At 61.4% G+C, this 21,233-nt stretch carries 22 protein-coding genes; all 22 read right to left on the bottom strand.

All coding sequences use genetic code 11. The features are described from left to right. Positions 1-270: 270 nt before the first annotated feature. On the bottom strand, positions 271-6,291 hold the full coding sequence (locus ACW4TB_RS23820) for a phage tail protein (protein ID WP_455828593.1): 6,021 nt from the start codon (positions 6,289-6,291) through the stop codon (positions 271-273). Positions 6,292-6,299: 8 nt separating this feature from the next. Continuing rightward, entirely contained in the window at positions 6,300-6,926 is a 627-nt protein-coding gene (locus ACW4TB_RS23815; protein ID WP_455828594.1) for a tail assembly protein, read from the bottom strand. Then, entirely contained in the window at positions 6,919-7,689 is a 771-nt protein-coding gene (locus ACW4TB_RS23810) for a C40 family peptidase (protein WP_455828595.1), read from the bottom strand. The genes ACW4TB_RS23815 and ACW4TB_RS23810 overlap by 8 nt, the downstream gene beginning before the upstream one ends. An 8-nt stretch (positions 7,690-7,697) precedes the next feature. Continuing rightward, positions 7,698-8,396, bottom strand: a complete 699-nt coding sequence (locus tag ACW4TB_RS23805) for a phage minor tail protein L (protein ID WP_455828596.1) — start codon at positions 8,394-8,396, stop codon at positions 7,698-7,700. Next, on the bottom strand, positions 8,396-8,734 hold the full coding sequence (locus tag ACW4TB_RS23800) for a phage tail protein (protein ID WP_024718016.1): 339 nt from the start codon (positions 8,732-8,734) through the stop codon (positions 8,396-8,398). Before ACW4TB_RS23800 ends, ACW4TB_RS23805 begins: the two co-directional genes overlap by 1 nt. A gap of 21 nt (positions 8,735-8,755) precedes the next feature. After that, the gene (locus ACW4TB_RS23795; protein ID WP_455828597.1) at positions 8,756-11,248 is read right to left on the bottom strand and encodes a phage tail tape measure protein; all 2,493 of its coding nucleotides are present in this window, start codon (positions 11,246-11,248) and stop codon (positions 8,756-8,758) included. Positions 11,249-11,482: 234 nt separating this feature from the next. Then, positions 11,483-11,950 (bottom strand): phage tail assembly chaperone family protein, TAC, encoded by a 468-nt coding sequence (locus tag ACW4TB_RS23790; protein ID WP_024718014.1) that lies wholly within the window; start codon positions 11,948-11,950, stop codon positions 11,483-11,485. Continuing rightward, complete coding sequence (locus ACW4TB_RS23785; RefSeq protein WP_455828598.1) at positions 11,947-12,444, bottom strand: phage tail tube protein; 498 nt, start codon at positions 12,442-12,444, stop codon at positions 11,947-11,949. The genes ACW4TB_RS23790 and ACW4TB_RS23785 overlap by 4 nt, the downstream gene beginning before the upstream one ends. Positions 12,445-12,506: 62 nt before the next feature. Beyond that, complete coding sequence (locus ACW4TB_RS23780) at positions 12,507-12,875, bottom strand: DUF3168 domain-containing protein (RefSeq protein ID WP_455828599.1); 369 nt, start codon at positions 12,873-12,875, stop codon at positions 12,507-12,509. Beyond that, positions 12,872-13,357 (bottom strand): HK97-gp10 family putative phage morphogenesis protein, encoded by a 486-nt coding sequence (locus ACW4TB_RS23775; protein WP_455828600.1) that lies wholly within the window; start codon positions 13,355-13,357, stop codon positions 12,872-12,874. Before ACW4TB_RS23775 ends, ACW4TB_RS23780 begins: the two co-directional genes overlap by 4 nt. Further along, positions 13,350-13,691 (bottom strand): phage head closure protein, encoded by a 342-nt coding sequence (locus ACW4TB_RS23770; RefSeq protein ID WP_455828601.1) that lies wholly within the window; start codon positions 13,689-13,691, stop codon positions 13,350-13,352. The genes ACW4TB_RS23775 and ACW4TB_RS23770 overlap by 8 nt, the downstream gene beginning before the upstream one ends. Then, positions 13,691-14,167: a head-tail connector protein gene (locus ACW4TB_RS23765; protein ID WP_287167505.1), complete on the bottom strand. Its 477-nt coding sequence runs from the start codon at positions 14,165-14,167 to the stop codon at positions 13,691-13,693. Before ACW4TB_RS23765 ends, ACW4TB_RS23770 begins: the two co-directional genes overlap by 1 nt. Before the next feature lie 3 nt (positions 14,168-14,170). Next, on the bottom strand, positions 14,171-14,392 hold the full coding sequence (locus ACW4TB_RS23760; protein WP_287167504.1) for a hypothetical protein: 222 nt from the start codon (positions 14,390-14,392) through the stop codon (positions 14,171-14,173). A gap of 41 nt (positions 14,393-14,433) precedes the next feature. After that, the gene (locus ACW4TB_RS23755) at positions 14,434-15,690 is read right to left on the bottom strand and encodes a phage major capsid protein (RefSeq protein ID WP_287167502.1); all 1,257 of its coding nucleotides are present in this window, start codon (positions 15,688-15,690) and stop codon (positions 14,434-14,436) included. Between the two features lie 9 nt (positions 15,691-15,699). Then, a complete protein-coding gene (locus ACW4TB_RS23750) occupies positions 15,700-16,401 on the bottom strand; it encodes an HK97 family phage prohead protease (protein WP_287167499.1) in 702 nt (233 codons plus the stop codon). Next, positions 16,398-17,729 carry a phage portal protein gene (locus tag ACW4TB_RS23745; protein WP_455828603.1) on the bottom strand — a complete coding sequence of 444 codons (1,332 nt, stop codon included), beginning with the start codon at positions 17,727-17,729 and terminating at the stop codon, positions 16,398-16,400. The genes ACW4TB_RS23750 and ACW4TB_RS23745 overlap by 4 nt, the downstream gene beginning before the upstream one ends. Beyond that, the gene (locus ACW4TB_RS23740) at positions 17,722-17,886 is read right to left on the bottom strand and encodes a hypothetical protein (protein WP_181880584.1); all 165 of its coding nucleotides are present in this window, start codon (positions 17,884-17,886) and stop codon (positions 17,722-17,724) included. Before ACW4TB_RS23740 ends, ACW4TB_RS23745 begins: the two co-directional genes overlap by 8 nt. An 11-nt stretch (positions 17,887-17,897) precedes the next feature. Then, positions 17,898-19,625 (bottom strand): terminase large subunit, encoded by a 1,728-nt coding sequence (locus ACW4TB_RS23735; RefSeq protein WP_455828604.1) that lies wholly within the window; start codon positions 19,623-19,625, stop codon positions 17,898-17,900. Then, positions 19,625-20,110, bottom strand: coding sequence for a phage terminase small subunit P27 family (locus ACW4TB_RS23730; RefSeq protein ID WP_455828605.1), 486 nt, complete (start codon positions 20,108-20,110; stop codon positions 19,625-19,627). The genes ACW4TB_RS23735 and ACW4TB_RS23730 overlap by 1 nt, the downstream gene beginning before the upstream one ends. A 135-nt stretch (positions 20,111-20,245) precedes the next feature. Then, positions 20,246-20,614, bottom strand: a complete 369-nt coding sequence (locus ACW4TB_RS23725) for an HNH endonuclease (RefSeq protein ID WP_455828607.1) — start codon at positions 20,612-20,614, stop codon at positions 20,246-20,248. After that, on the bottom strand, positions 20,605-20,850 hold the full coding sequence (locus ACW4TB_RS23720; RefSeq protein WP_455828608.1) for a hypothetical protein: 246 nt from the start codon (positions 20,848-20,850) through the stop codon (positions 20,605-20,607). The genes ACW4TB_RS23725 and ACW4TB_RS23720 overlap by 10 nt, the downstream gene beginning before the upstream one ends. Before the next feature lie 60 nt (positions 20,851-20,910). Then, a partial coding sequence (locus ACW4TB_RS23715; protein WP_455843090.1) for a hypothetical protein occupies positions 20,911-21,233 on the bottom strand: 323 nt, incomplete at its 5' end.

The following is a 21,233-nucleotide window of genomic DNA, read 5'->3' as shown; positions in this document are numbered from 1 at the left end:
CAAACCACGTTGAGTGTTGATATTGCCAAGTCAAGGTGTTGCTCGAGACTGTTACCCCTGGCTTCTTACCCTTCCATTGCTGAGTATCAACCAGAGTTACAATGATATAGAAACGCTGCTTTCCGGCCGGTAGAGCGGGCAAAGCAATAGAGCCGTTGGCAGCATTGGTAACTACATCCCCTTGGTGCTGACTTATGGACATGCTCATATCTACAAGCAATCTACCGTCAGCACCGAATACCTGAAGACCTGCATTAGATGCCATTTATTTCACCACACCCCCATCCGAACTCGGCGGACACCGTCAACTACAACGTCGATGCCATCATTATTGATCTTGGTATAGGTAAGTTGCCGACTCCAGTTACGCATGATGATTTCTCCCGAATTGAAGTTCAGCGTCATAAGAGGCTCACCAAATTGCGAATAGGTAGATGAAGCGATGGTTGTACCGACGATGGCATTCTGCACGGACAGCTTTGAAATTAGAGCATCGTTAATAAATACCTGTCCGTTCTGGATCGCGAATGGACTAATAAACCCGTTCCCTGCAGGATTAAGGACTGCGAACCGATCCGCCATTACCGCGAACGTCGATTGCAGCACTCCCCCGCTGTTCTCAACGCCCAGACCGAAGCCAGCAGCAACGTACTGTCCACCAGCGGTGACCTGGAGCTTCACCGAGTAGGACGCGTTGATCTTCCCGTTGAGCGTGGATTGGGCATTGGCTACCTGCTGGATCGACGCCGAGTTGTTACCAACCGAGGTCTGCAGGCCGGTGAGCTGTTGCGCCTGGGCGCTAAGATCATCGCCTTGCTGAGTCACGGTCGAGGTCAACGACTCCACTGCACGACTGGAGGCCGATGGCGCAACCCTGCCGACGGCAACCCAGTCCACATCGAAAGCGCCGCCACTTGTAGCTCCCATGTCCAAGCGAAGCCGAGTGATAGTGCTGTCCACCCAGTCCGTTCCGCCTGCTGCCAGGTTGGCCATGTCCCACTCGACCACTGCCGATTGTCCTACTGCCAAGTTCGGGTTAGCCGCGATTGCTCGATAGCTACCCGAGAACCCGTGACCAGCGGTCTGGTAGAACAACTGGCCATCCCAGTCCGTAACGGCACCGGCCCGACGCGTGATGCGCGCCCGCACGCAGCTGTAGAGACTGCCTGTGATAGACAGCGTCGCCGCCGTACCGCTGTGCAGTTGCGGATCCGAACCGGTCGAAGTGATTTTGATGAACCCAGCCCCCTGCGCCAGCGTTGCGCCCGAAGCCACCCAACCTTCGGTGGTGCTATCGAATTGCCACAAACAGTTGGGTGCTGGATCGAGACCGGAGGCCCCCAGCGCATCTTGCATTGCGCCAACGTTGTTGTTGAGCTCAGTGATGCTGCTGGACTGACTGGTGTTGACCCCCTCCGCTGCGGAAACACGGTTGGTCAGCGCGTCCACCGCCGAGGCCGACGCCTTAGTGGCGAGTCCATTAGTCGTGCTATTGACCGAGTTCTCCAGGGATGTGGTCCGGTTAGAGACGCTAGTGATGCTGTTGCCCTGCTGGGTCACTGTAGAGCCAAGGCTATCTACCGCTGTCGAAACCGCCGACGTAGCCGCCGCATTGACCTGACCGTTATCGCGCCAACCTGTAGCACGTGTGCCGTACTCGAATTGGGGTCTGGCCATTTCGACATGGCCTGATGTGACGGCACCAGTAGCACTATAAATCCTGAGATAAACGTAGCAACTAACGGCACCGGCCGGTGCAACGCCGCTGTATTGAACGCGTTCACCTCCAGGTGTGATGGTGAACATCAACGAGTTCGGTGCGCTTATCGAAGAACCCGCAGCGTTGATCCATTGGAGGAAGAACCTAAACCCCAAACCGGCAGTACCGCGAAGATAAACAGACGCTGTCAAGGTCTGGCCTTCCGCCACTTTGGGTCTTCGATCTGGCGTTCCGCCAGTGGGGCGCACGGATTTGTAGGGGCCGGCATTCCCCACGCCTGAAACCTCAACTCGGATTGCTTTCTCCCCGGAGTTGAGCCAAGAAGTGACTCTGGAATCCACACTCACGGCCGAACCTTCCATGGCCCAGCCATCGGCGATATCTGATCCGGAACCGTTAGAATTGAAAGTGGGGTTGTAGAACAGGTTCTCACCACCAACATCGCCAATTGTGTTGTTCAATTCGGTGATGCTGCCCGAAACGCTAGTGAGGCCTTGTTCCGTGAGGCCTACCCGGCCGGTCAGTGCTGTGGTGGCAGTGGCGTTGGCCGCAATAGCGGATGCATTGACCTGCCCATTGTCGCGCCAGCCCGTCACAACAGGACTATGTTCGTATTGTGCTTTATCCAGGTCAACAAAACCGGCCGTGATGCTAGACCCCGGAGCAGATCTGATCCGGTAGAGAATGTCTACTCGCACCGAACCCGCAGGTGCGGCTAGTCCGGTGAGTACGATGCGGTTGTACGACTCGACAGGAGAGGTGCTGACGTTGACGGGGCCGTGAGTACCTATCGTCACCCCGGCCGCATCCTTGTACTGCATGTAGATCTGCACCATCAACCCCGAGCTGCCACGGATATAGATAGATGCAGTGCCTACGACCCCCTCATAGACGGGGGGCCGGAAGTCAGCAGGAGCCGACTCGGGCACGAAATCAACGTAGTGAGTGCCGGTACCGGCTATCAGCCCCGATACTTCCAGTCTTTGCCGTTTGCCGCCAGCTCCCAAGGCCGATGGCAGAAGCGACGGCACTACAGTGACGGCGGTTTGCGTGCGCCAGTACCACCCATCAGCGACGTTAGCGCTAGCAGCCGATGCTTTATCAAACGACGGGTTGTAAAGCAGGTTCTCACCGCCCACCTGGCTGAGCGACGTGTTGATGTTGGTGATGGCCTGGCCGGCCGCCGTGATGTCCTGACCTTGCTGGGTCACGGTGTTGGTCAGCGCCTGCACCGTCGAAGCGTCAGCCTTGGTAGCGACCTGGCTCAGTGCGCTGGCGGCAGCAGCAGCTGCGTCCGTCGCCACCTTGTCGGTCACGGCCACCCACGCGCTACCGCTCCAGCGTTTGGGCGTGTTGGCATTGCCGGTTGTGTCGATCCAGAGATTCTGCGCCAGGCGGTCCGCCACTGCCGGCACGGTAGACTGGTACAGCACCTTGCCCTTGGCGCCAGCAGCATCGGCAGCGGCTTGGGCGGCCTGCTGGGCTGCGGTCACGTTCTGGTTGGTGGTGTTGAGGCTGTTCTGTACGCCGGTGAGGGCCTGGCCTTGGCTGGAAAGGCCCTGCTCGTTCTGCGTGACACGGTTCGACAGGCTGCTCACCGTCGAGGCGTCAGCCTTCCCGTCGATGCTGGTCCGCAGGCCATCGATCTGCTGGGCCTGGGCATCAACCTCGCCGTTCAACTCTGTGACGCTGGTCTCCACTGTACCGACGCGCGCGGCGAGACCGTTTGCCGTCTGCACCGTCTGGCCGATGTCGATCCAGTAGGTCGCGTTAGGCGGCGGATTGCCGGCCGGCACGTCAACCTTGGCCTGGTACAGCTTGCCGTCTTCGCCCAACGTACCTTGGCCAGCCGTGTAGGCTTGGTCAGGCTTGTACGGCATGGAGTCGGCCAGATCGGCGATGCTGTCGATCTGCTGCTGCAATTCGGACTGCACTTGCCCCAGCGAGTTGTTGACGTCGACGATCTGCTGGCTCAGGTCGCTGCGAACTTCACCCAGGCGCTCGTTGACCGAGCCCGGGCCCTCCTTGTCGATCAGGTCGATGCGGTCGGTGAGCTCCTGACCCAACTCGCTCTCGGTGATCTGGTCCTTGATCTGCTCCAGGATCGGACCGGCGTCCATGCTGGCAACACCAGAGATGACAGTCGGAGCCACAGGGAAGAACGGGCCGACGTTGCCAGTGCGGTCAACCAGGCGAGCCCAGAAGAAGAACCGCTGCCCGGCGCGCAGGCCCTGCATGACGTGCTCGTTCTGCGGGTAGGCTAGGTCGGACAGTTTGGTGGCCAACTCCAGATCGGTGCCTTCGCTGTACCACAGCTCGGTGCGCTGGGTGTCTTCGGCGCCGTCGGGGAAAGTCCACTTGATGCCAATGCCGAACAACAGGCTTTCAGTGGTCAGGCTGGTAATGGACGGGGGCTCACCAGTCTTACCGTACAGCTGGGTCGGGTCGGAATAGGCCCAGACAGAGCTGTTTCCAGCAACTCCCACAGCAGCCACGCGCGCGGTATAGGTTCCTGTGTAAATGCCCCGCACCTCCAAGGCCGCGGTGTAAGTAACCCCCGCATAAATCCAGTCGCCGTTGTTGCGCTTCCACCACACGCGATAGCTCTGGGCACCGCGTGGCGGGTCCCAAGTGATACGCATAGTGGCTACGTTGATGCCCTGGTTCAGGGTGTCGAAGGTAGTCAGGTCGATGTTGGTTGGTGGCGCCTGAACAGCTGCCGGCAGTACGCTGGTTGGCGGGATGACGATCTGTGCGCCGTTGTCGATCGCGTCGAACTTGCTCGCATTGCGGGCGACGGCAACGATGTCGTATTGCAATTTGTCGTCGCCGAAGTTCTCGTTGACGCTCAGGACACGGTAGGTCTCCGCGACCAGCTCAGCCGTCTCGATGGTGTAGACCGAATCCTTCACAGGCACGGCCGAGAATGCTTCGGTGACGGTGACCACCCGATCGACAACCGAGCGGATGATGCGGGTCTCAGCCACGCCCTTCGGCAGGATCACTACCAGAGTATCGCCAGAGGCGGCAGTGACGTCGTTGTCCAGGGTAACGGACGTGGCGGTGGCATCTTTGATCCGACCCGCCAGAGGGATACCCGCATAGTGCTCATCCGCCACGCGAATGATGTCGCCTGGGCGGCAGATGGTCCCGTCGAGGCCAACGCTGAACGTAATGGTTCCAGTTTCCAGGCGGTTGGTGAGCAGAATGTACTGCCCAGCCCGCTGCGCTTGGCCCTGAGAAACACAGCCGAAGGCCGTCACCTCGGTTTCCCGCACCCCATACCGCACCAGGGCTTTCTGATCTTGCACGTACTCCACGCGCTGGTTGCCGAAGTTTTCGCGGTCACTCCAGGCGACCTTGGCCACACTGAAGCGCGTAGATCCACTCGAGCCTGGGCGATTGAACTTGCCGTCAATCACATTGGCGTTGGTGTAGGTGTAGACCGGGTCGCCTGGCATATCGGCTGCACAAGCCACCTCGCCCCCGGCGTAATAGCTCATGCCACGGAACACACTGGCCAGGTCTTGAAGAACGGTCAGCGCATCAGCTCGCGACTGCAGGTATACGTTGCAGGTAAATCGCGGCTCTTGGCCACCCTTGCCATCAGATACCAGCGCGTCACAGTACTGGGCGATCTGGTACAGCCCCCACTTGTCTACTTGGCTGGCATCGATAAAGCGGCCCAAGCCATAGCGTTCATTGAGTACGATGTCACGCCAGATCCAAGGCGGGCAATCGGTCCAGGCCAGCTTGAAAGTACCGTCCCACGTCCCGGAGTAAGCCCGGCTGACCGGATCGTAGTTGCTCGGCACCTGGACGATGCGCCCGCGAATCCGGTAGGCGCGCTCAGGCACAGCGGAGAATTGACTCGCATCGATCTTCAGCCCGCACAGCGCGGTATAGGGGTATTGAAGCTTGGCGTCGATGATCTCGGTGTAGGTACCGATCGAGGTGGTGGCCTGGATGTTCGAGGTGGTCGAATCCGGGGTGGTGCGGCGCACGCGCAGGCGCCAGCCGCGCTCGGCCTTGGGCAACTCGATACGGATAGACCGCTGGTAGCCGGTCGTGGTCTTGCCGTCGAACGCATTTTGATTGACGACCTGGTAGTCACTGTCATCAGTGGAAAGATCGATCTCATAGGCAACTTTGTAGCCGCCGCGATCGCCATCGCTCTCAGTCTGAACCAGGGCGCCGACCGCAAGCTGGATACGCACAGCCGAAAGCTCAAGGTTGCTGAACGATTGGACCCAGGGCTGGCTGGCCTTCAGCTCAACACCCACAGATATCTGCGACTCGACCGCGGGGAAGCCGGCGATGTGATCCTGATCGTGTTCTCCGGTACGCTGCTCCCAGCTCACACCCGTGAAATTCAGGCTGCCATCACTGTTGGCGAGCGGCGTTCTGTCCAGGTAGATCGATTGCGCGCCATTCACCAGTCCAACAATTGGGCCCTCGCTGATACCGTCCAAAATGTTGGCGTAGCTGACGTTGATCAGGCTGTCTGGGCTTTCTACAGGCGTGTGTGGTTTGGACTCACCTTTGGAGCCCAGGATGGACAGATCGGTCATGGTTGCCTCTATTGCTGGTCTTCGGCGCGGATGCCGAGGGAGAGCTGAGCAGAGCCGGTGGTCATTTCGCCGTAGCACAGCGGGACCGGGTTGCCTTGGGTGACGGTGTTCTTGATGCCGGAGAAGTTGTAGCTGGGGCGGTTGTCGGCAGCTTCGCTGCTGTCGATCTTGGCCTGGGCACCTGTAACCATTTGTGCAACGCCGCCTATAGCGAGGGAGAAGCCGACCATGCCGACAGCGGCCCAGCCAGCCGAACCTGCGCCGAATAACGTGGTGGCGCCGGCACCCGCCAGCAGCCCTCCACTGAAGAAGCTCGCGGCGGCAATCAGCGCAATGCCAAGCACGACTTGCAGACCTCCCCCGCTCTTGCTGCCTTGCACTACCGGCGCAATTCGGATATCAGCAGCACCCGGCGGATGGCCCAGCTCGTCCTGGCCAATATTGCGTTTGCCGTAGAACACAGCGAACGCCAAGCCCTTGTCCTTGGATTCCGCCAGATAGGCGTTGAATGCGGGGTGCAGCACACCGAGCGCCTTGACTGCCTCAGCTGAAGATTGGACCGCCAAACGGTGGACGCGACCAAACAGCCGGCCAAGCTCACCGTACAGGCGGATGGTGCGAATCCGATCAGCCATACGGGGACTCCTTGTGTCGCATATAGAAGCGTGCCGATTCACGCCAGAAGCCGCCGAACACGTCACGTTTGGAATCGCGGCCATAGAGGTGGTGCAGAATACCGGCGGGCACCGGATGATGATTTGGCTCTGTTTTCAGGCGCCCGTCTGCAAGATAAACGCCGGCGTGGTTGGCCTTTTCGGCGCGCACCTGCATGACGATGAGGTCGCCCTGGCGTAAATCCGTAGGGTCAACTGGATAGAAACCCGCGCGCTCGAAGTTGTCGGCATAGAGGTCCTGCCCCCTCTCCCACCAGCCATCCTCTCGCTCGTAGTCAGGAAGCACGACACCCAGCTCGCGCTGGTAGTAGTCGCGGACCAGGGTGTAGCAGTCCAGTACGCCGTGGTGGAACGGGCGGCCCACCAGCGGAGCCTGATACCCGCTGGGCTCGTGCACCAGATGCGTCACCGGTTCGCCTTCGCGCACCTCGATGATCACCCAGGGCAAGGCTGTGGACTCCATCGCGGTACGATCGGCGGCGCTCAGCCTTGCAGACTGGCCCGGGTGGCTGTGCACCACTGCCGCGATAACACCTTGATCCTCGGCCTCGGCCCAGTCCTCGGCGCCGATACGGAAATTCTCCTCTGGCTTCGCCGCTGCGTTGGCCATCGGTAGGTACACCAGCTTTCGCCCAACCCGAACCAACAGTCCGCAACATTCCTGTGGCGCCTTTTCGCGGGCGTGCGCGTACATGGCCGAGATGACGGCCTGCGAAATTTTCATGGGAAACCTCAGGTACCAGCGGAAGGGAAACTGCCGTAGCGCAGCGGGTTGTGCTCGCCGAAGCGCACCTTGCAGCCGGTCAGCGTGCCCGAGCACATATCCTGCTCGGGATCGTCAGTCGGCACGTCCTTGTCTGTCGCGTAGTTCGAGCCGGTGTAGCCGCAATACACGCCGCGGTAGCCACCGATGGTCAGCCACTGGCAGCAGTTGGCAACGATCTGTCGACCCGGCAGCTTGCGGTCGGAAGCGATAAGCGGGGACTTGAGCACAAACGAGATGAGCTCGGCATCGGCCGACTGCTTCTGGTCGATGCTGAGAACGTCGTCCGCGAAGTGCTCTTCGGGGTCAGCTTCCGAATTGCCGTCCGGAAAGTTAGCGGCGTCGAGGAAGCGCCCCAGGGTTCGATGGCGAACCACCTTGGCATCGACCAAGTCATCATAGATCCGGCACAAGGCGGTGATCATGCCCGACACGTTGCCGACGGACAGGGTCGGGCTATTCTGCTGGCCCTCACCAGTCATGCCCATGCCTTCGACCTTAATCGGCCAGGGCGAGTACTCCTTGCCCTGCCAGAAGATGGGGCCAACCTGGGTATAGCCGTGGAAGTAGTAGACGTCGCCGCCCAAGGCGTTGAGGTCCAACTCAAACAGCTCGACGTACTGACCCGGCGTAAGCCTCTGTATATCTTCGTAAATGCTCTCGGCCATCAGGCTGCTCCAAAGTATTGCTCGAAGGTCGCGGTCAGGGTGAACATCCCAGCGCCGTGCGGCGTGACACCCCAAGTCGCGCAGGTGAACAGCGCTGCGGAGCCAAGCGGCGGCGTCCAGGTAAAGGGGATAAATCCTTTGCGGTCCCGGAGAAAGCCTAGGATCTGCTGCACATAGGCCTCTCGTCCGCGAAAGGTGAGCGGCCAGCTCTGCACTTCATTGTTGATGCCGTCCCCAGCAACCTGGCGGTAGCCGTTGCCGAACTGCGCGCTGCGCACGCGAAAGGTCCCGGAGCCCGTCGGCTCGATATACGGGCACCAGGTGAAGGTGTCTGCCATGGTGGGTGCTCTGTGGTTGAATCAGCGAACGGGACGGTTGATAGCGGTCCAGATCATCCCGCCTCGGCCGAGTTGTTTCGTAATCTCTTGCCTAGCCCCGTCTTGGGCGGCCTTGGCATAGGCCTGTGCGACTGCGCTGATGTCACCGGTAGCGCTCCCGGCTTGTCCGCTCGCACCGTCTACCGAGATTTCCTGCTTGATAATCACCGGTGAGGTACCGCCGCCCTGCCCTATGGCCTGCATGGCCGCGCTCGAGTAGGAATTGCCAGCAGGAGCGACATAGCCGCCGTCCGCATAACCTTTGGTGTTGAGGCTTTCTAGGAAGGCGCGCATGCCGGGCTGTTCGACCACTTCCTTGCGGAGCACGAACTCGCCGGCGTGAACGATGCCAGCCGGGTCGTACTTACCGCCGGCGCCGGTATAGCCGCCATCGGAGAAGCCGCCCGGCGTGTATGTCATCCCTGCCGATGCGCTGCCGAGACCGTAATCGAAGCCGCCGGCGGCGGCAGGCCCTGCATAAGATCCGGCAGCTGAGGTGGCCACAGTCGAGAAAATACTGGAGAACACGTTCGAGGCCGCAGCCTGCATGGCCATCTTGGCCACCATCTTGGCAAAGCTCAGGGCTACTTCACCGAATGTCTGATCGGCACCGAAGGCCCATTCGACAGCTGCATCCGTCAGGCCATCAAACAGGGAGCTGAAGGCGCTTTCCATTTGGCCAGCCACATCCTTGGCCTGATCCATGTAGTTCTGCCAAGCGTCACTCGCACCGGCAGTCCAGTCCGACTGGGCGTCATCCAGCTTGGCGTAATAGTCCTGCTGATCGGCAAGACGCTCGACCAGCGACGCTTTGAGGATGCCTGTCTCTTTTGCGTACAGGGACTGGCTGATGTCCCCGGCGTTACGCTGCGCTTGTAGATCGGCCAGTTTGTCGTTGTACTCCTGCTGTATCTGCAGCCCCTGCCGCAAGCGTTCACGGGCCTTGTCACCCATGCCTGCCCCCGCCAGATCAATGGCAAACCCGGAGCGTGCGGTTGCGTTCGAGGCGGCCAGGGCTGCAGCGTAGGTCGCAGCTTTGGCGTTGTCCTCATTGGCCTGCTTCAGTTCTTTGAGGCGATCCAGTTCCTCTGCCAGCTGTTTCAAGCGTCCCTGCTGCTGGCCGCTGAGCCCTTTCAATTTACCGCTCTCAAGTTCGAACTGAAGCTTGGCGAGCTCGGTCGCATCCTTGCGCTTATCGATCTCAGTGTTGATCAGGGCGATTTGCCGCTCATACCCCTCTTCTGCGGTATCGAACTGGCTTTGCAGTTTCTTGGCGGCGGCTTCAGCTGCCTTGACGGCCGCCTGTGCAGCTGCATCAGGGGCCTTGAACGTGCCGCCTCCGGTCTGCTGGTTGAGCATCGCCAGTGCGCCGGCGATCTCTTTGATCTTTCCGCTGGCCTGTCCAGAGGAGCCGGCCTGGTCGATACGGACCCACAGCTTGTTGTAGCGGGCATCCATGTCGTCCAGGTCCTTGCCTACCCCAGTGGCAAGCTTGGACGAGTTCTCTCGGATCTTCCCGATCACCTCGGTCGGCTTTGAGAGGTCCACCCCATCGAATGCGCCGCCAATGATCGTGACCAAACCCTTGATGGATCTGCCAGTCAACTCGAACGCATAGGCGACCATCAGCGCTGTCTTGGCACTGACGTCGAGGATCAACCGCAACCCCTCGGACAGCACCGACATCGACTCGGTATCCTGGCTCAGATCGAACAAGATCCCCGCGTAATCGCCCAAGGTAGGCATCAGCGACGCGGCAAGCTGGTTCTTGACTCCGGACAGGGACTGCTCTGCCAGCCAGCCCGCCGCAGCAAGGTTCTGGGTCGCGACGATGGTCTTTTCATCCATGATCGCGCCAGCCTTTTCGGCTGCATCACCCAGAATCGCGAAGCCTGCGCCGTTGTCGCGTAGCAGCGGCAGCAGCAAGGTCGCGTCGTTTGCCAGCGATTCCATCTGCTGGGTCATCTCCGCCTGACTCAAGCCCGCTTTCTGCAAACTGGTTGCAAAAAGCTGCAGGGCCTGGGGACCAGACAGATTGCGAAACTGTTCGGCAGTGACCCCTACTTTCGGCGCGATGGTCTTGAAGAAGTCCTGAAGCTCGCCACCACCATTGAGCAAGAAATCGCCAACCTTGTCGTTCACATCCTTGAAGATGTCAGCCAGCTTGTCGTTCTCGACCCCTACCGCTTTCGCGCCAGCGGCGTACTTCTGGAACTCGGAGGTGCTGGTTCCAGCCACAGCGGAAAACCGACTGATCTCATTGGCAGCCTGCACTGTTGATACGGTGAATGCCGCCAATGCAGCGGCGCCGGCGGCCACCCCCGAAACGATGGCAAGCCCGGCCGCCTTGGCATTCTTCTCCACCTCTTTGCGCCACTTCTGAGAGCTCCGCTCGGCCTTATCCATGCCCGCCACGAATCCCCCCACCCGCGCGATGACGTCGAGCGTCAATGTGCCAAGGGACTTGCTTGCCATCTGTATCTCCGGGCTATGACCAGGACTCCACCGCCTGCGCCAGGCTTATTGCCCCAGCTTGGTCGTGAGGGGTGAAGTCATCCGGTGTGAATGGTGTCGGGCGGACCTTGGTGTCTCGGCACTGGTTGGCCAGGATCGAGGCGAGAAGCCCGCCGACACGCTCGATGCGCATGCCGAGGTGCAGAGAGCCACGGCGCTTTCTGAACTTCGCCCAGGAGTGGAACTCCTGCAGGCTCAGGCTTTCTTGCGCTTGCGCGATGGTGCGGCCGCCGACACCGCAGAGGACGAGCTCGTGCCAGAGCTCGTCGAGGTCGGTGAGCTCGGCGTCTTTCCCAGGTTGTTCACCTCATGGATGACGGTCAGCAAGGCAACGGTCAGGTTGCCATCGAGCGCACCAAGGCGCTTGGTGCTGCCCGGATCCTTGGCCAGCTCCTGCGGATCAAGCGGGCCGTGAGTGATATCCAGCGCGGTGAAAACCGGGTTGCCTTCTTCGTCGCAAATGGCGGCGGCGATCCGGCCGGCGATGCTGTCCTGCTTGCCGCCGGCGGCGAGCACATCGCTGACGGCGGCCTGGTAGCCAAGGGGCCGGACAAAGACGGTTGCGGTGAAGTCAGTGCCGTTCTGACGCCACTTGATCTCCTTCTCCACTGGGCGGCCAGTGAAAGACCCGGCGCCCTTGAGCGCTTCAAGTGTCAGTTTCATGGATTTTCCTTGATGACCCAGTTGAGTTTGCCGGAACGCTGAATAGTGGCGGCGGTGCTCACCGAGGCGTTGCTCGCGAAGTCGAACGGGAAGTCCGCGACATAGCCGGCGAACAGGCACCAAGTGCGCGTGGAGGGGAGCTCGAAATCGTCTCCGGCCGTGTTGACCGTGGGCGCGATACCTTTGCCATCGGACCAGCCGAGCGCCCAAAGGATGTCTTCGTCGCTATCGTCCTGGGATAGCTGGAACATGCGCACATGGCTGGCATTGCGCGGATCGGCCAGGATCGTTGCGGTAGCTTGACCTGGTGTGCGGAGGCCTTTCTTGTATTTGCGATCGGTGTCCGCCAAGCAGGTGTCATCGATCTGATCGGCAGGGGCACCGCCGGGGTTGAATGCAGTAAGGCACTCCACCTCCATCACGGTCTTTGGGCCGGTGCCGGAAACAGGCGGCAGCAGCGCGTAGAGCTGGGCGCCCTGAGCATTCATCGACATGGGTTGTCTCCAGTCAGCAATTAAAAAGCCCGCACATGGCGGGCATCATGGATTTCGACAATTCAGCGCTGTACCCACCAGTCCACGTCGAAGCTGGCCCGGTAGTTCTTGGTAGTGGAGTCGCGGGCTTCGCCACCCCACCGAGTGACGTAGGCATCCAACTCAATGGCGTCACGAATGGCGTCGCGCACCTGGCGGACAGAGGTGCCAGTGGTTCCGTAAACGTCGATCTGCAGCGTCACACCGTCAGCATCTGGCCGGCCGGCCAGGTAGTTCTCTGGCTCGCCATTGACCAATTGCCACACCGCGTATGGCTTGGTTACGCCCTCGGGCGCCTCGCCAAACGAGTAGAGCCGAAGATCTGCGCCGGTGCCGAGCAGCGCCGTGACGGCCGCCGCCTGGGAGCACAGCTGATAAATTGGTGGTGTCATGAGGACGCAGCCTTCTTCGCAGCGCGCCGGATGGCGCGGTCTATCGACTTCTCGTATTCGGTGACAAAGGTATTGGTCACCTCACTGATACTGTTGGCCAAGGCCGGGCGCATGAACGGCACGGCGGCCATGTTCTCGGTACCGAACTCGATCAGGCGCCAGTGCGGCGTGGGCGAATTCGGGCTGAGATCTCCGCCATCCTTGAGCACGGCGCCGTGCAGCACACCGATCCGGAACCCAAGGTTGCCGGTCTGCTTGAAGAGCCTCCCGTTCCAGCGCAGGGCTATGTTCTCAGCGATGGAGCGCCCTGTTTCCTTGTCGTCGATCCGCTCAGCGCCCTCCCTGGCCTTCTGCACCACAACCTGGGCCGCCTTGCGCAGTGCGGCCCGGCCACCCTTTCGGCGTACGTCATAGCTGACCGAATCCAACTTCCCCAGCAGGCTGTCCAGGCCGGTTATGCTGAACTCGACGCCGTCAGCCATCCTTCACCCCCTTCGAGACCAGGATGGTCAGGTAGTCCAGGCCGGAGTCGGCATCGGGCAGCGGCGGGCCCTCGATGCTATAGATCTCGCCGCGGTGGACGATGCGCATCGTGGGCAGCACGCTTGGCCGGTACCGGATAACGATCCGGGCGGTGGCTTCGGACTGGCCAGCCTTGGCGGCAATCACGTCACGGGCCGATAGCGGCTCGACTGACGCCGGGCAGCGGGCCCACACGTCAACCCAGTCCGACTCACCGAATTCACCAGTGACCTCGTCGCGCGCAGGCTTGAACTCTTGGATGTCGATGCGCTGCCGCAGCTTGCCGGCCAGCATCACACACCCATCCGGATGCGGTATGGCATCAGCAGGTGCTGGGACGCCAGCGGCAGCTCGGTGGCGATGGTGCCGGTTACCACCTCCTCGCGGTTGGCGAACAGGTGGCCCAGCTTGAGCAGGCAAGCAGCCTGGATCCCAGGGTTGAGCACCATGCCGTAGGCGATGGCATCGGCCTGATCGTAGGCCTCGGCCAGTGCCTGACGGGTGTGCTCGAGCAGGCGGCAGCGCAAGGTGTGATCTTGCTCAGCCTCGGCGACCGCAACCGCCTGGGCGTTTGTCTCTTTGGCCTGACGCATCATGCCTGGCACGCCAGCGCGCGCCTCATCGAGCGCCACTTGATCCAGGTAGAAGCGGCGATTCAGGAACTGCATCGCCGCCTCCTCCGCCGCATCGAGCTGCGCCTGGACCAGCTCCTGGTCGTCAGGCTCGGCCAGCAGGTGATGCATGGCGATGTCGATGGCGATCACGGACATGGATCACTCCTTGGGCTTAGCCGCAGGCTTCCCGCCTTTGTTGGTCGGCTCGGGCGCCTTCTTGTTTTCTGGCTCTTCGGCTTTCTTCACGTCGTACTCCTCGATCAAGCCGTTGCGCAACAAGTCGCGAGCGCGGAGCTCGTCGACGGTAATCTCCGTGTTGCGCTTGGCGTAGACGCCTTCGTTGTTGAAACCCTTGATGGTCTTGACCTTGATGTCTGGCATGTTCGGTCACGCCTGGTTGCCCAGGCGCGCTCCTGGGCAGGTTACGGGGTGACGTCGAATTCGCCGTGGACGAACGATTCCGGGCGGTACACCGCCATGGCCAAACGCTCCTCGGCGCGGATGGTGACCATGTTGGTGCGGAAGTTGTCACCGTCTTCGGTGGAAACCTCTACGGCAGCCTCCTCGCGGTCAAATACCTGGGCCGCGATGTTCATCGCGCCGACCAGGAACTCACCTTCTGGCACCGCATTACTGTCTACCACTGGCAGCTTCCACAGACGCTGGACGCCACCTTCCTGGACATTCACCCAGATGTAGGAGCCATTGGCATCCTTGGTCAGCTCGATGTCTGCCCAGTCCACTGGGTTCAAGGCGATGGCCGAGGCTCGGTACTCGGCGACACGGACCTGCAGGATGGCGCGGCGCAGGGTATCGATCTTGGTGTCGCCAGCCTTGCGCAGCGCTTCGTTGAAGGCGGTCGCCTGGGGGATCAGGCCCAGGAGGTTCTGGCCAGTGCCGTCGCCCGCCAGGATCTGCTCTTCCTCCTTGTACTTCAGGCCGTAGATAGCGCGGCCGTTGATGTAGCTCTGCAGGAGCGGGACGTCCGACAGCACCTGCTTGGAGGCGCGGAACCAGTGGGCGATGGTGCGGACCGGCGTGTCCTTGAGCTCGAAGGACAGATCCGACTGGGCCTTCATGGCGCCTTCACCGGCCTGCGCCGCAGCCATGTTCTGGAAGCCGCTCTCACGCACGTACTCGACAGAGTTCGAAGCGGTGCGGCCCGGCATGATCAGGTCGCGAATGGTGAACTCGCGCTCCGGACCGACCACGATGCCTGGCACACGGGTCGGCTGGATGCCGGCGCCAGCACCGCCGGTACCGGTGGTTGCGCTGGTGATGTTGGTCACGGCCTTGCGACCGATGCGTGCGACGCCGCGGCCACGGGTTTGCAGCGCCTGGAAGTCCTCCGACTCGGACAACTCCTCACCGGCCGACTTGGCCTCGATCGGGTCATTGGCCGAGAAGCGGCGCGCCATCTTCTGCTCGATCTCCTGCAGACGATCCTGCAGACCCAGGCCATCCTTCACCAGGCCGTCCAGAATGGTCTTGGTCTCGGTCAGGATGGTGCCGTGTTCTTTGATCTCGTCAGCCGCTTTCTTGGCGAAGGCCTTGATCTCTTCGTCGCGCTGGTCGAGCAGGTCGTTGACCGCCTTCAGCTGGATCTTGTCGTCGGCGTGCTCCTTGCGCTGGAACTGGCGGTGTTCGGAGCGAGCCTGGTTGCTCATGGCGTTGTGCATGGTGAATCCTCAAAACGATGGGAGAGACAGTGTCGGGCGCGATTTCAGCGCCTCGACGATTTCAAGTTCTGCCAGGTCGCCCGCGGACTCGCTCCGGAGCAGGTGCTGCAGCCCGCGGTTGGCAATCACCGCTGACTGGGTTTTCGAGAAGCCTGCCTCGCGCAGGAGCAATTCGAATTCGGGCATCGAAGGCAGACCGCCGTGGGCCAGCTTCGACTTGATGGTGTCGGTCCGCGCTTCGTCGTTGGCGGGCACGGTGACAATGGAGATTTCGATCAGGTCCAGCTTGGTCAGCGTGCGGATCCGGGTCTTCTCGTCGAAGCTCGACTCGCGGACGTAGTAGCCGATCGACAGCCCGGTGATCGACCGGGTCTGCATCCCGCGGTAGGCGATGCGGGCATAGGGTGCATCGGCCAGCCAGAGCTCGCCCGAGCCGAGCAGCCCGTGATCGTCTTCCTTCAGGCTGCTGATGTCCCAGCTGCCGATCGGCTCGCCGGTGCGGTGCTGCCACAGCACAGGAAACGTGCGGCCCTTGGCCTTGGCGTCCTCGATCGACTCGAGAAACGCACCTGGTGCGACCACCTCGTTGTAGCTATCGACCACGCCGAACACGGAGCCGTAGCCAGAAAAAAGGCCGTCGTCGCCGACAGCCTTCACGTCATAGTCGAAGGAGCGGTACTTGACCGCCGCCAGTCGATCCTTGCGTCTCATGGGGTGTTACCTCTTGGCTGGTCGTTGAGCCAGTCGAGCAGCGCCGACTTGGCCTGGTTGGCACCGCCAGGGTCTTGGCCCAGCAGGTCGATCGGCAGCATGTTGGATTGCACGGTCAGCTTTGCCGCGTTGCCGCCGGCCAGAGGCAGATTCTCTTTGCCTCGGCAGTCGTCGCGGGTGTAGATGCCGTTCTGGACCATGGAGCTGTAGAAGGCCGCGCGGGCGGCGCTGTCCATCCGCAGCAGGCCCTCAGGGTTGAACTTCACATAGAAGCGCCGGCGCTCGTCGACACGCAGCAAGCGGCGGTTCGCACACATCTCGATGCGCTTGATCCAGGGCAGCAGCGTGAACGACAGGAAGCCGATCATCTGCTGCTCCATGCCGGTGCCCCAGCTGGTGGAGTTCTGCGTGTGTCCAACCATCCACGGCGGCACGCGGAACCAGCGGCAGATCTCCTCGACGTTGAACGCCCGGGTCTGCAGCATCTGGGCATCTTCCGGCGTCATGGAGACCTGCTGATACTTCATGCCCGCCTCGAGCACCATGGTTTTGCCATGGTTGGTCGCGCCGGAAAACTGCTTGATCATGTCCTCCCGGATGTCCTTGCGCTGCTCTGGCTTTAGAATCTGGTCGGTTGACAGCACACCGCCGAGCTTCATGCCATTGGCGAACATCTTTGCTGCGGATTCGTCGGCCGCCATGGCTGAACCCAGCACCTGCCGGCCATAGGCGAGCGGTGACAGGCCGCACAGGGGGTCAACCCCGAAGGCCCGGACATGCACCATCTCGTCTTCGGTCAGCGTGTGCGGCTTGCCGAAGTTGTCGGTGTAGCGGTACTCAATCGAGCCGTCCGCCCGGCGCCGTGGCGCCATATTCTGCGGCAACAGAAACTCGAGACTGCTCAGCTGTCTGCCGCTTAGGTGCGGCTCGCAGAACGCATTGCCCTGCAGCAGCAGGCTGGCCATGACGTTCTCCCAGAATTCAACCGGGGTCTGGTCGGCGTTGGGCTGCTGGCTGATCACGAAGTTGACAGGGTGCGCAGTGGCTACCACCGGGGCGCCGTTCTTGTCCTCGTACAGCGCGATCGGCAGTGTGGCAATGGTCTCGGCAATCAGTCGGACGCAGGCCCATACCGTGGAGAGCTGCAGCGCCGTCTGCTGGCTAACCACCTTGCCCGAGGCAGAGTCGGCACCGTAGAACGTTTTCCAGAATCCGGCATCGCCGAGGCCAATCTTGCGCCCAGCCCAGCCCGCCAGGTTGGATGCCAGGCCCGGCTCGGCAGACTTCACCAGCGCCCGGCCCAGGACCTGCGAGAAAGATTTAGTCACCGGTCAGCCCCTTGCGAACGAAGCCGGCCGCGAGCAGCAGCGCTGCAGCTGCCGACAGCAGGGCATAGCCCAGGCCTGCCAGCACGAATACGCCGGCGACGCTCAGCAGCAAGCCGCAGCTGGCCAGCACCAGAAATATGATCAGACCAGTGTTCATAGGTAGTCCCATTATCCAACCACGATAGGGTTGGCGAAGAAGTTGTCGAAGCCGCCCGAGCCTTCGCTGACCAGCCGCAGCACGGAGCCGATAGCCATGATCAGCGCGACCGCGCCATCGATCTTGTTGTCGTCGCCCTGCTTTATCGGACGCACCACGTCATCGTTACCCGGCAGGTTCTTGCCGATCACGTTGCTGATGCACCAGGTCATGATGGGGTTGCCGTCGTGGTGGAAGCGGCCAGCCTCAATCGCCGCCTCCAGTTCCTTCATGGGGTCGGACATGTTCGTATAGTTCTGGGTGACAGTGATCGGGTTGAAACCCTCGTCATCCAGGTCGTGGCTGAGGCCGGTAGCACCGTGCGGGTCGATCGGGCTTTCCCTAATCGGCGCCAGCTGGTTCGCTTCCTTGGTGTCCTCGAGGATCTCTCGATAGTCCACCTCAGCGCCCGGCGTGGTGGTCAGGTGACCCGTGTTGATCCAGGCCTGGAACCGCTCGGACATGCGCTTGTTATCCGGGTCGAACGCTGTGTCCTCAGGCACCCAGAATGCCGGCGCCACGCTGTAGTAGTGGATCTTCCCGTCGATCTCCCTCCAGAACAGCCGCGCTCGCGAGTTCATGTCCAGCTTGCGCGCCAGGTCGAAGCCCGGGACCCACTCCTGACCCTCGAACTGCTCGAGCGTCAGCGTGGTGTCCTCGCATGCCTTCCAGCTTTCCATGTTGAAGAAGCCGGCCTTCGCACTGACCCATAGGTTCAGATGCTTGGTCTTGAAGGTGTTGGTGAAGCGGGCCGAGCGCATTGCCCTGGCCAACTGACTCTCCAGGTACTCCTGAAAGACCGAGACCCCCATGCAGGGGTTGGCCTTGGCCAGGTTCTTCGGATCGGTCCAGTCGTCCCCCTTGTCCAGGGTCCAGATGTAGCCGAACAGCTCGTCGTCAGGAACGCTGCCATTCAGCATCTCGATGACCTGGCGGCGCTTGTCGTAGCACGGCCCCTCGATGTTCGCGCCCGCAGTGGTGATGATGAACATCAACGGCTGTCGACGGGCACCCATGCCGGTCAGCATGGTGTCGTACTGGGCTGCGGTATCGTGCTCGTGGAATTCGTCGATGATCGCGCAGGAAGGCGATGCACCATCACCCGGGTTGCCGATCAGCGGCTCGAAGCGGCTGCCGTTGGACGGAATGTTCAGGTTCGAGGCATTGACCTCTATGCCTGCCGCCTCGATTAGCATGGGCGAACGGCTGACCATCAGACGGGCCGGCCGGAACACTTCCCACGCCTGCTTCTCGGTGGTTGCGCCGGAGTAGACCTCGGCGCCGAACTCGTTGTCGGCGGTGAACATGCTGATGCCGACGCCAGCGGCGATCACCGACTTGCCGTTCTTGCGGGGCACCTCCCAGTAGCTTTCGCGAAAGCGTCGGTAGCCGCCCTTCTTCCGCACCCAGCCGAAGGTGCAGGCCAGGCCGAACAGCTGCCAGGGCTCAAGGGTGATCAGCTGACGCTTGAACGCCCACTCGCCTTTCGTGTGCGGTAGCAACTGCATCAGCCGCAGCTTCTTCTCGGCCTTGGCCGGGTCGAACTTGTAGGGATAGCTCTTGGACCGGCTTGCGGTCACGTCGTCGAAGTGCCGTTCGATCGCCTGGTGGATGTAGCGGCAGGCAGGAAACTTGCCCTTGAGGACGGACCTTGCCCACACCATTGCCTTGTCGACATTGGTGTACTTGGCTCTGGCCATCAGGAACTCAGTAGGGCTGCAAACTCATTGGTGGATTTCTGCTTGTTGCCGCCGATGATCCGGGTCCGGCTGGCCGGGTCGAGCCCCAGCATTGAGCCGAAGGTGACCATCTGGCGCATCGCTTCATTGGCCGCAGTCAGCGCCGGGTTCTTCATGGGGCTGCCCTGGGACGACTCGACGACGGTGCCAAACTTCTCGACCGCCTCTTGCGCCATACGCCAGTTGCTGTAAGCAGTGCAGAAGGCCTCGACGTTGTGCAGGTCGGTCAGCGCCAGCACGTTCTCGCGCAGCAGCTCCGGCACCAGCATCCGCCAGACCACCGCGGCCCGCTCACTGAGCCAGTCCGGCGGGTCAACGTTTGTGATCCGGGAAAATTGGGGCTCGGCCTTGTTCAAGGCCCGCTTGCCAGGGTTTCCGGCGAGCTCTTTCTTGGCCGTCGGCTTGGGTTTGCGACCACGGCCGGCGACCGTGGCGGTGCCTCCCATCGCGCAACTCCTGAATTTTTAATTTCGCGGGTGTAAAAAAACGACTGAGGGCGCGGTGTCCGAGCGAAAGGGCCTGAACTTTTGACCCTCCCCCTCCCCGCCAACGATATTTCATCTCATTTGAACCGTTTTCGATCATTTTTTGATCGATTTCCACTCCCGCTGGGTCTTGGCCTTGTGGCAGTCACGGTTGATCGCCCGAAGGTTGCTGTCATCGTCGGTTCCGCCGTGGGCCAAGGCTACGATGTGGTCAACCTCGTGCGCTTCGCGGATCCTGCCGAGCGAGACGCAGTCCTCGCAACGGCAGAGGTACTGGTCCCGCTTCAAGATTCGCTCACGCTTGCGGCGCCAGGGGCGACCACCACGGCCTGACCCCTTACGTGTCGCCCAGGCCTTGGCCTGTTCAGCAGCCAGGTCGGCATGGCCATCGCAGTAGCCATTGGCATTGCGGTGCAGAGCACGACAGCCTTGAGCCCGACAGGGTCGCTGGGGTCTCAACGGCATGGTGTGCCATCCAAGTAGCTGCGCGGTTCGGCATCAGGATCAGGCTCATCGCCCTGGTCTTCGGCTAGAGCCTGGAGGAAGCCGGCCAGCAGCTCATTGGTCTTGGCCTGCTCGGCCAGCATCTGCTTGAAGATCGACAGGAAGGCCTGCTGATTCGCCTGAATCATCGCCATCTGCTCCGGTGTCACCTTGATCTCGGCGAGGGTTAATGTCGAAGAGTGATCTGGCTCGCTCATAAGCTACCTTTGTCCACTTGTTGATCCACTCGCGCCGGGCGGCGCATCCGCTGCAGGCCATTACTGGCTCGCTCGATTCAGCGCCTCATCAGCCTTGTCTGCTGCCTGGGTCGCGGTGGTTGCTGCCTTCGACGCCTTGGTCGCGGCGCTCTCGGCCTTGCTGGTCAGGTCGTCTAGACGCTTGTCACGCTCAGCCATTGCGGCGTCGTATGCCTTGCGGATCTCGTTGACCTGCTGGGCCTGGGTGCTGGCCATCGCCCAGTAGGCAGACTGCCAGCCCAGCACCGCACCGCCTGCAATGAGCAGCACAGCGATGACCCACACCTCTGCCCGTCGCCACCAGCGTCGAGCGATGAATTCCAAAGCGCATTTGTCCATCAGGC

Source organism: Lelliottia jeotgali (assembly GCF_977070485.1).
The sequence above is the reverse complement of the archived record's forward strand: the minus strand, read 5'-3'. Positions and strand labels throughout refer to the sequence as shown.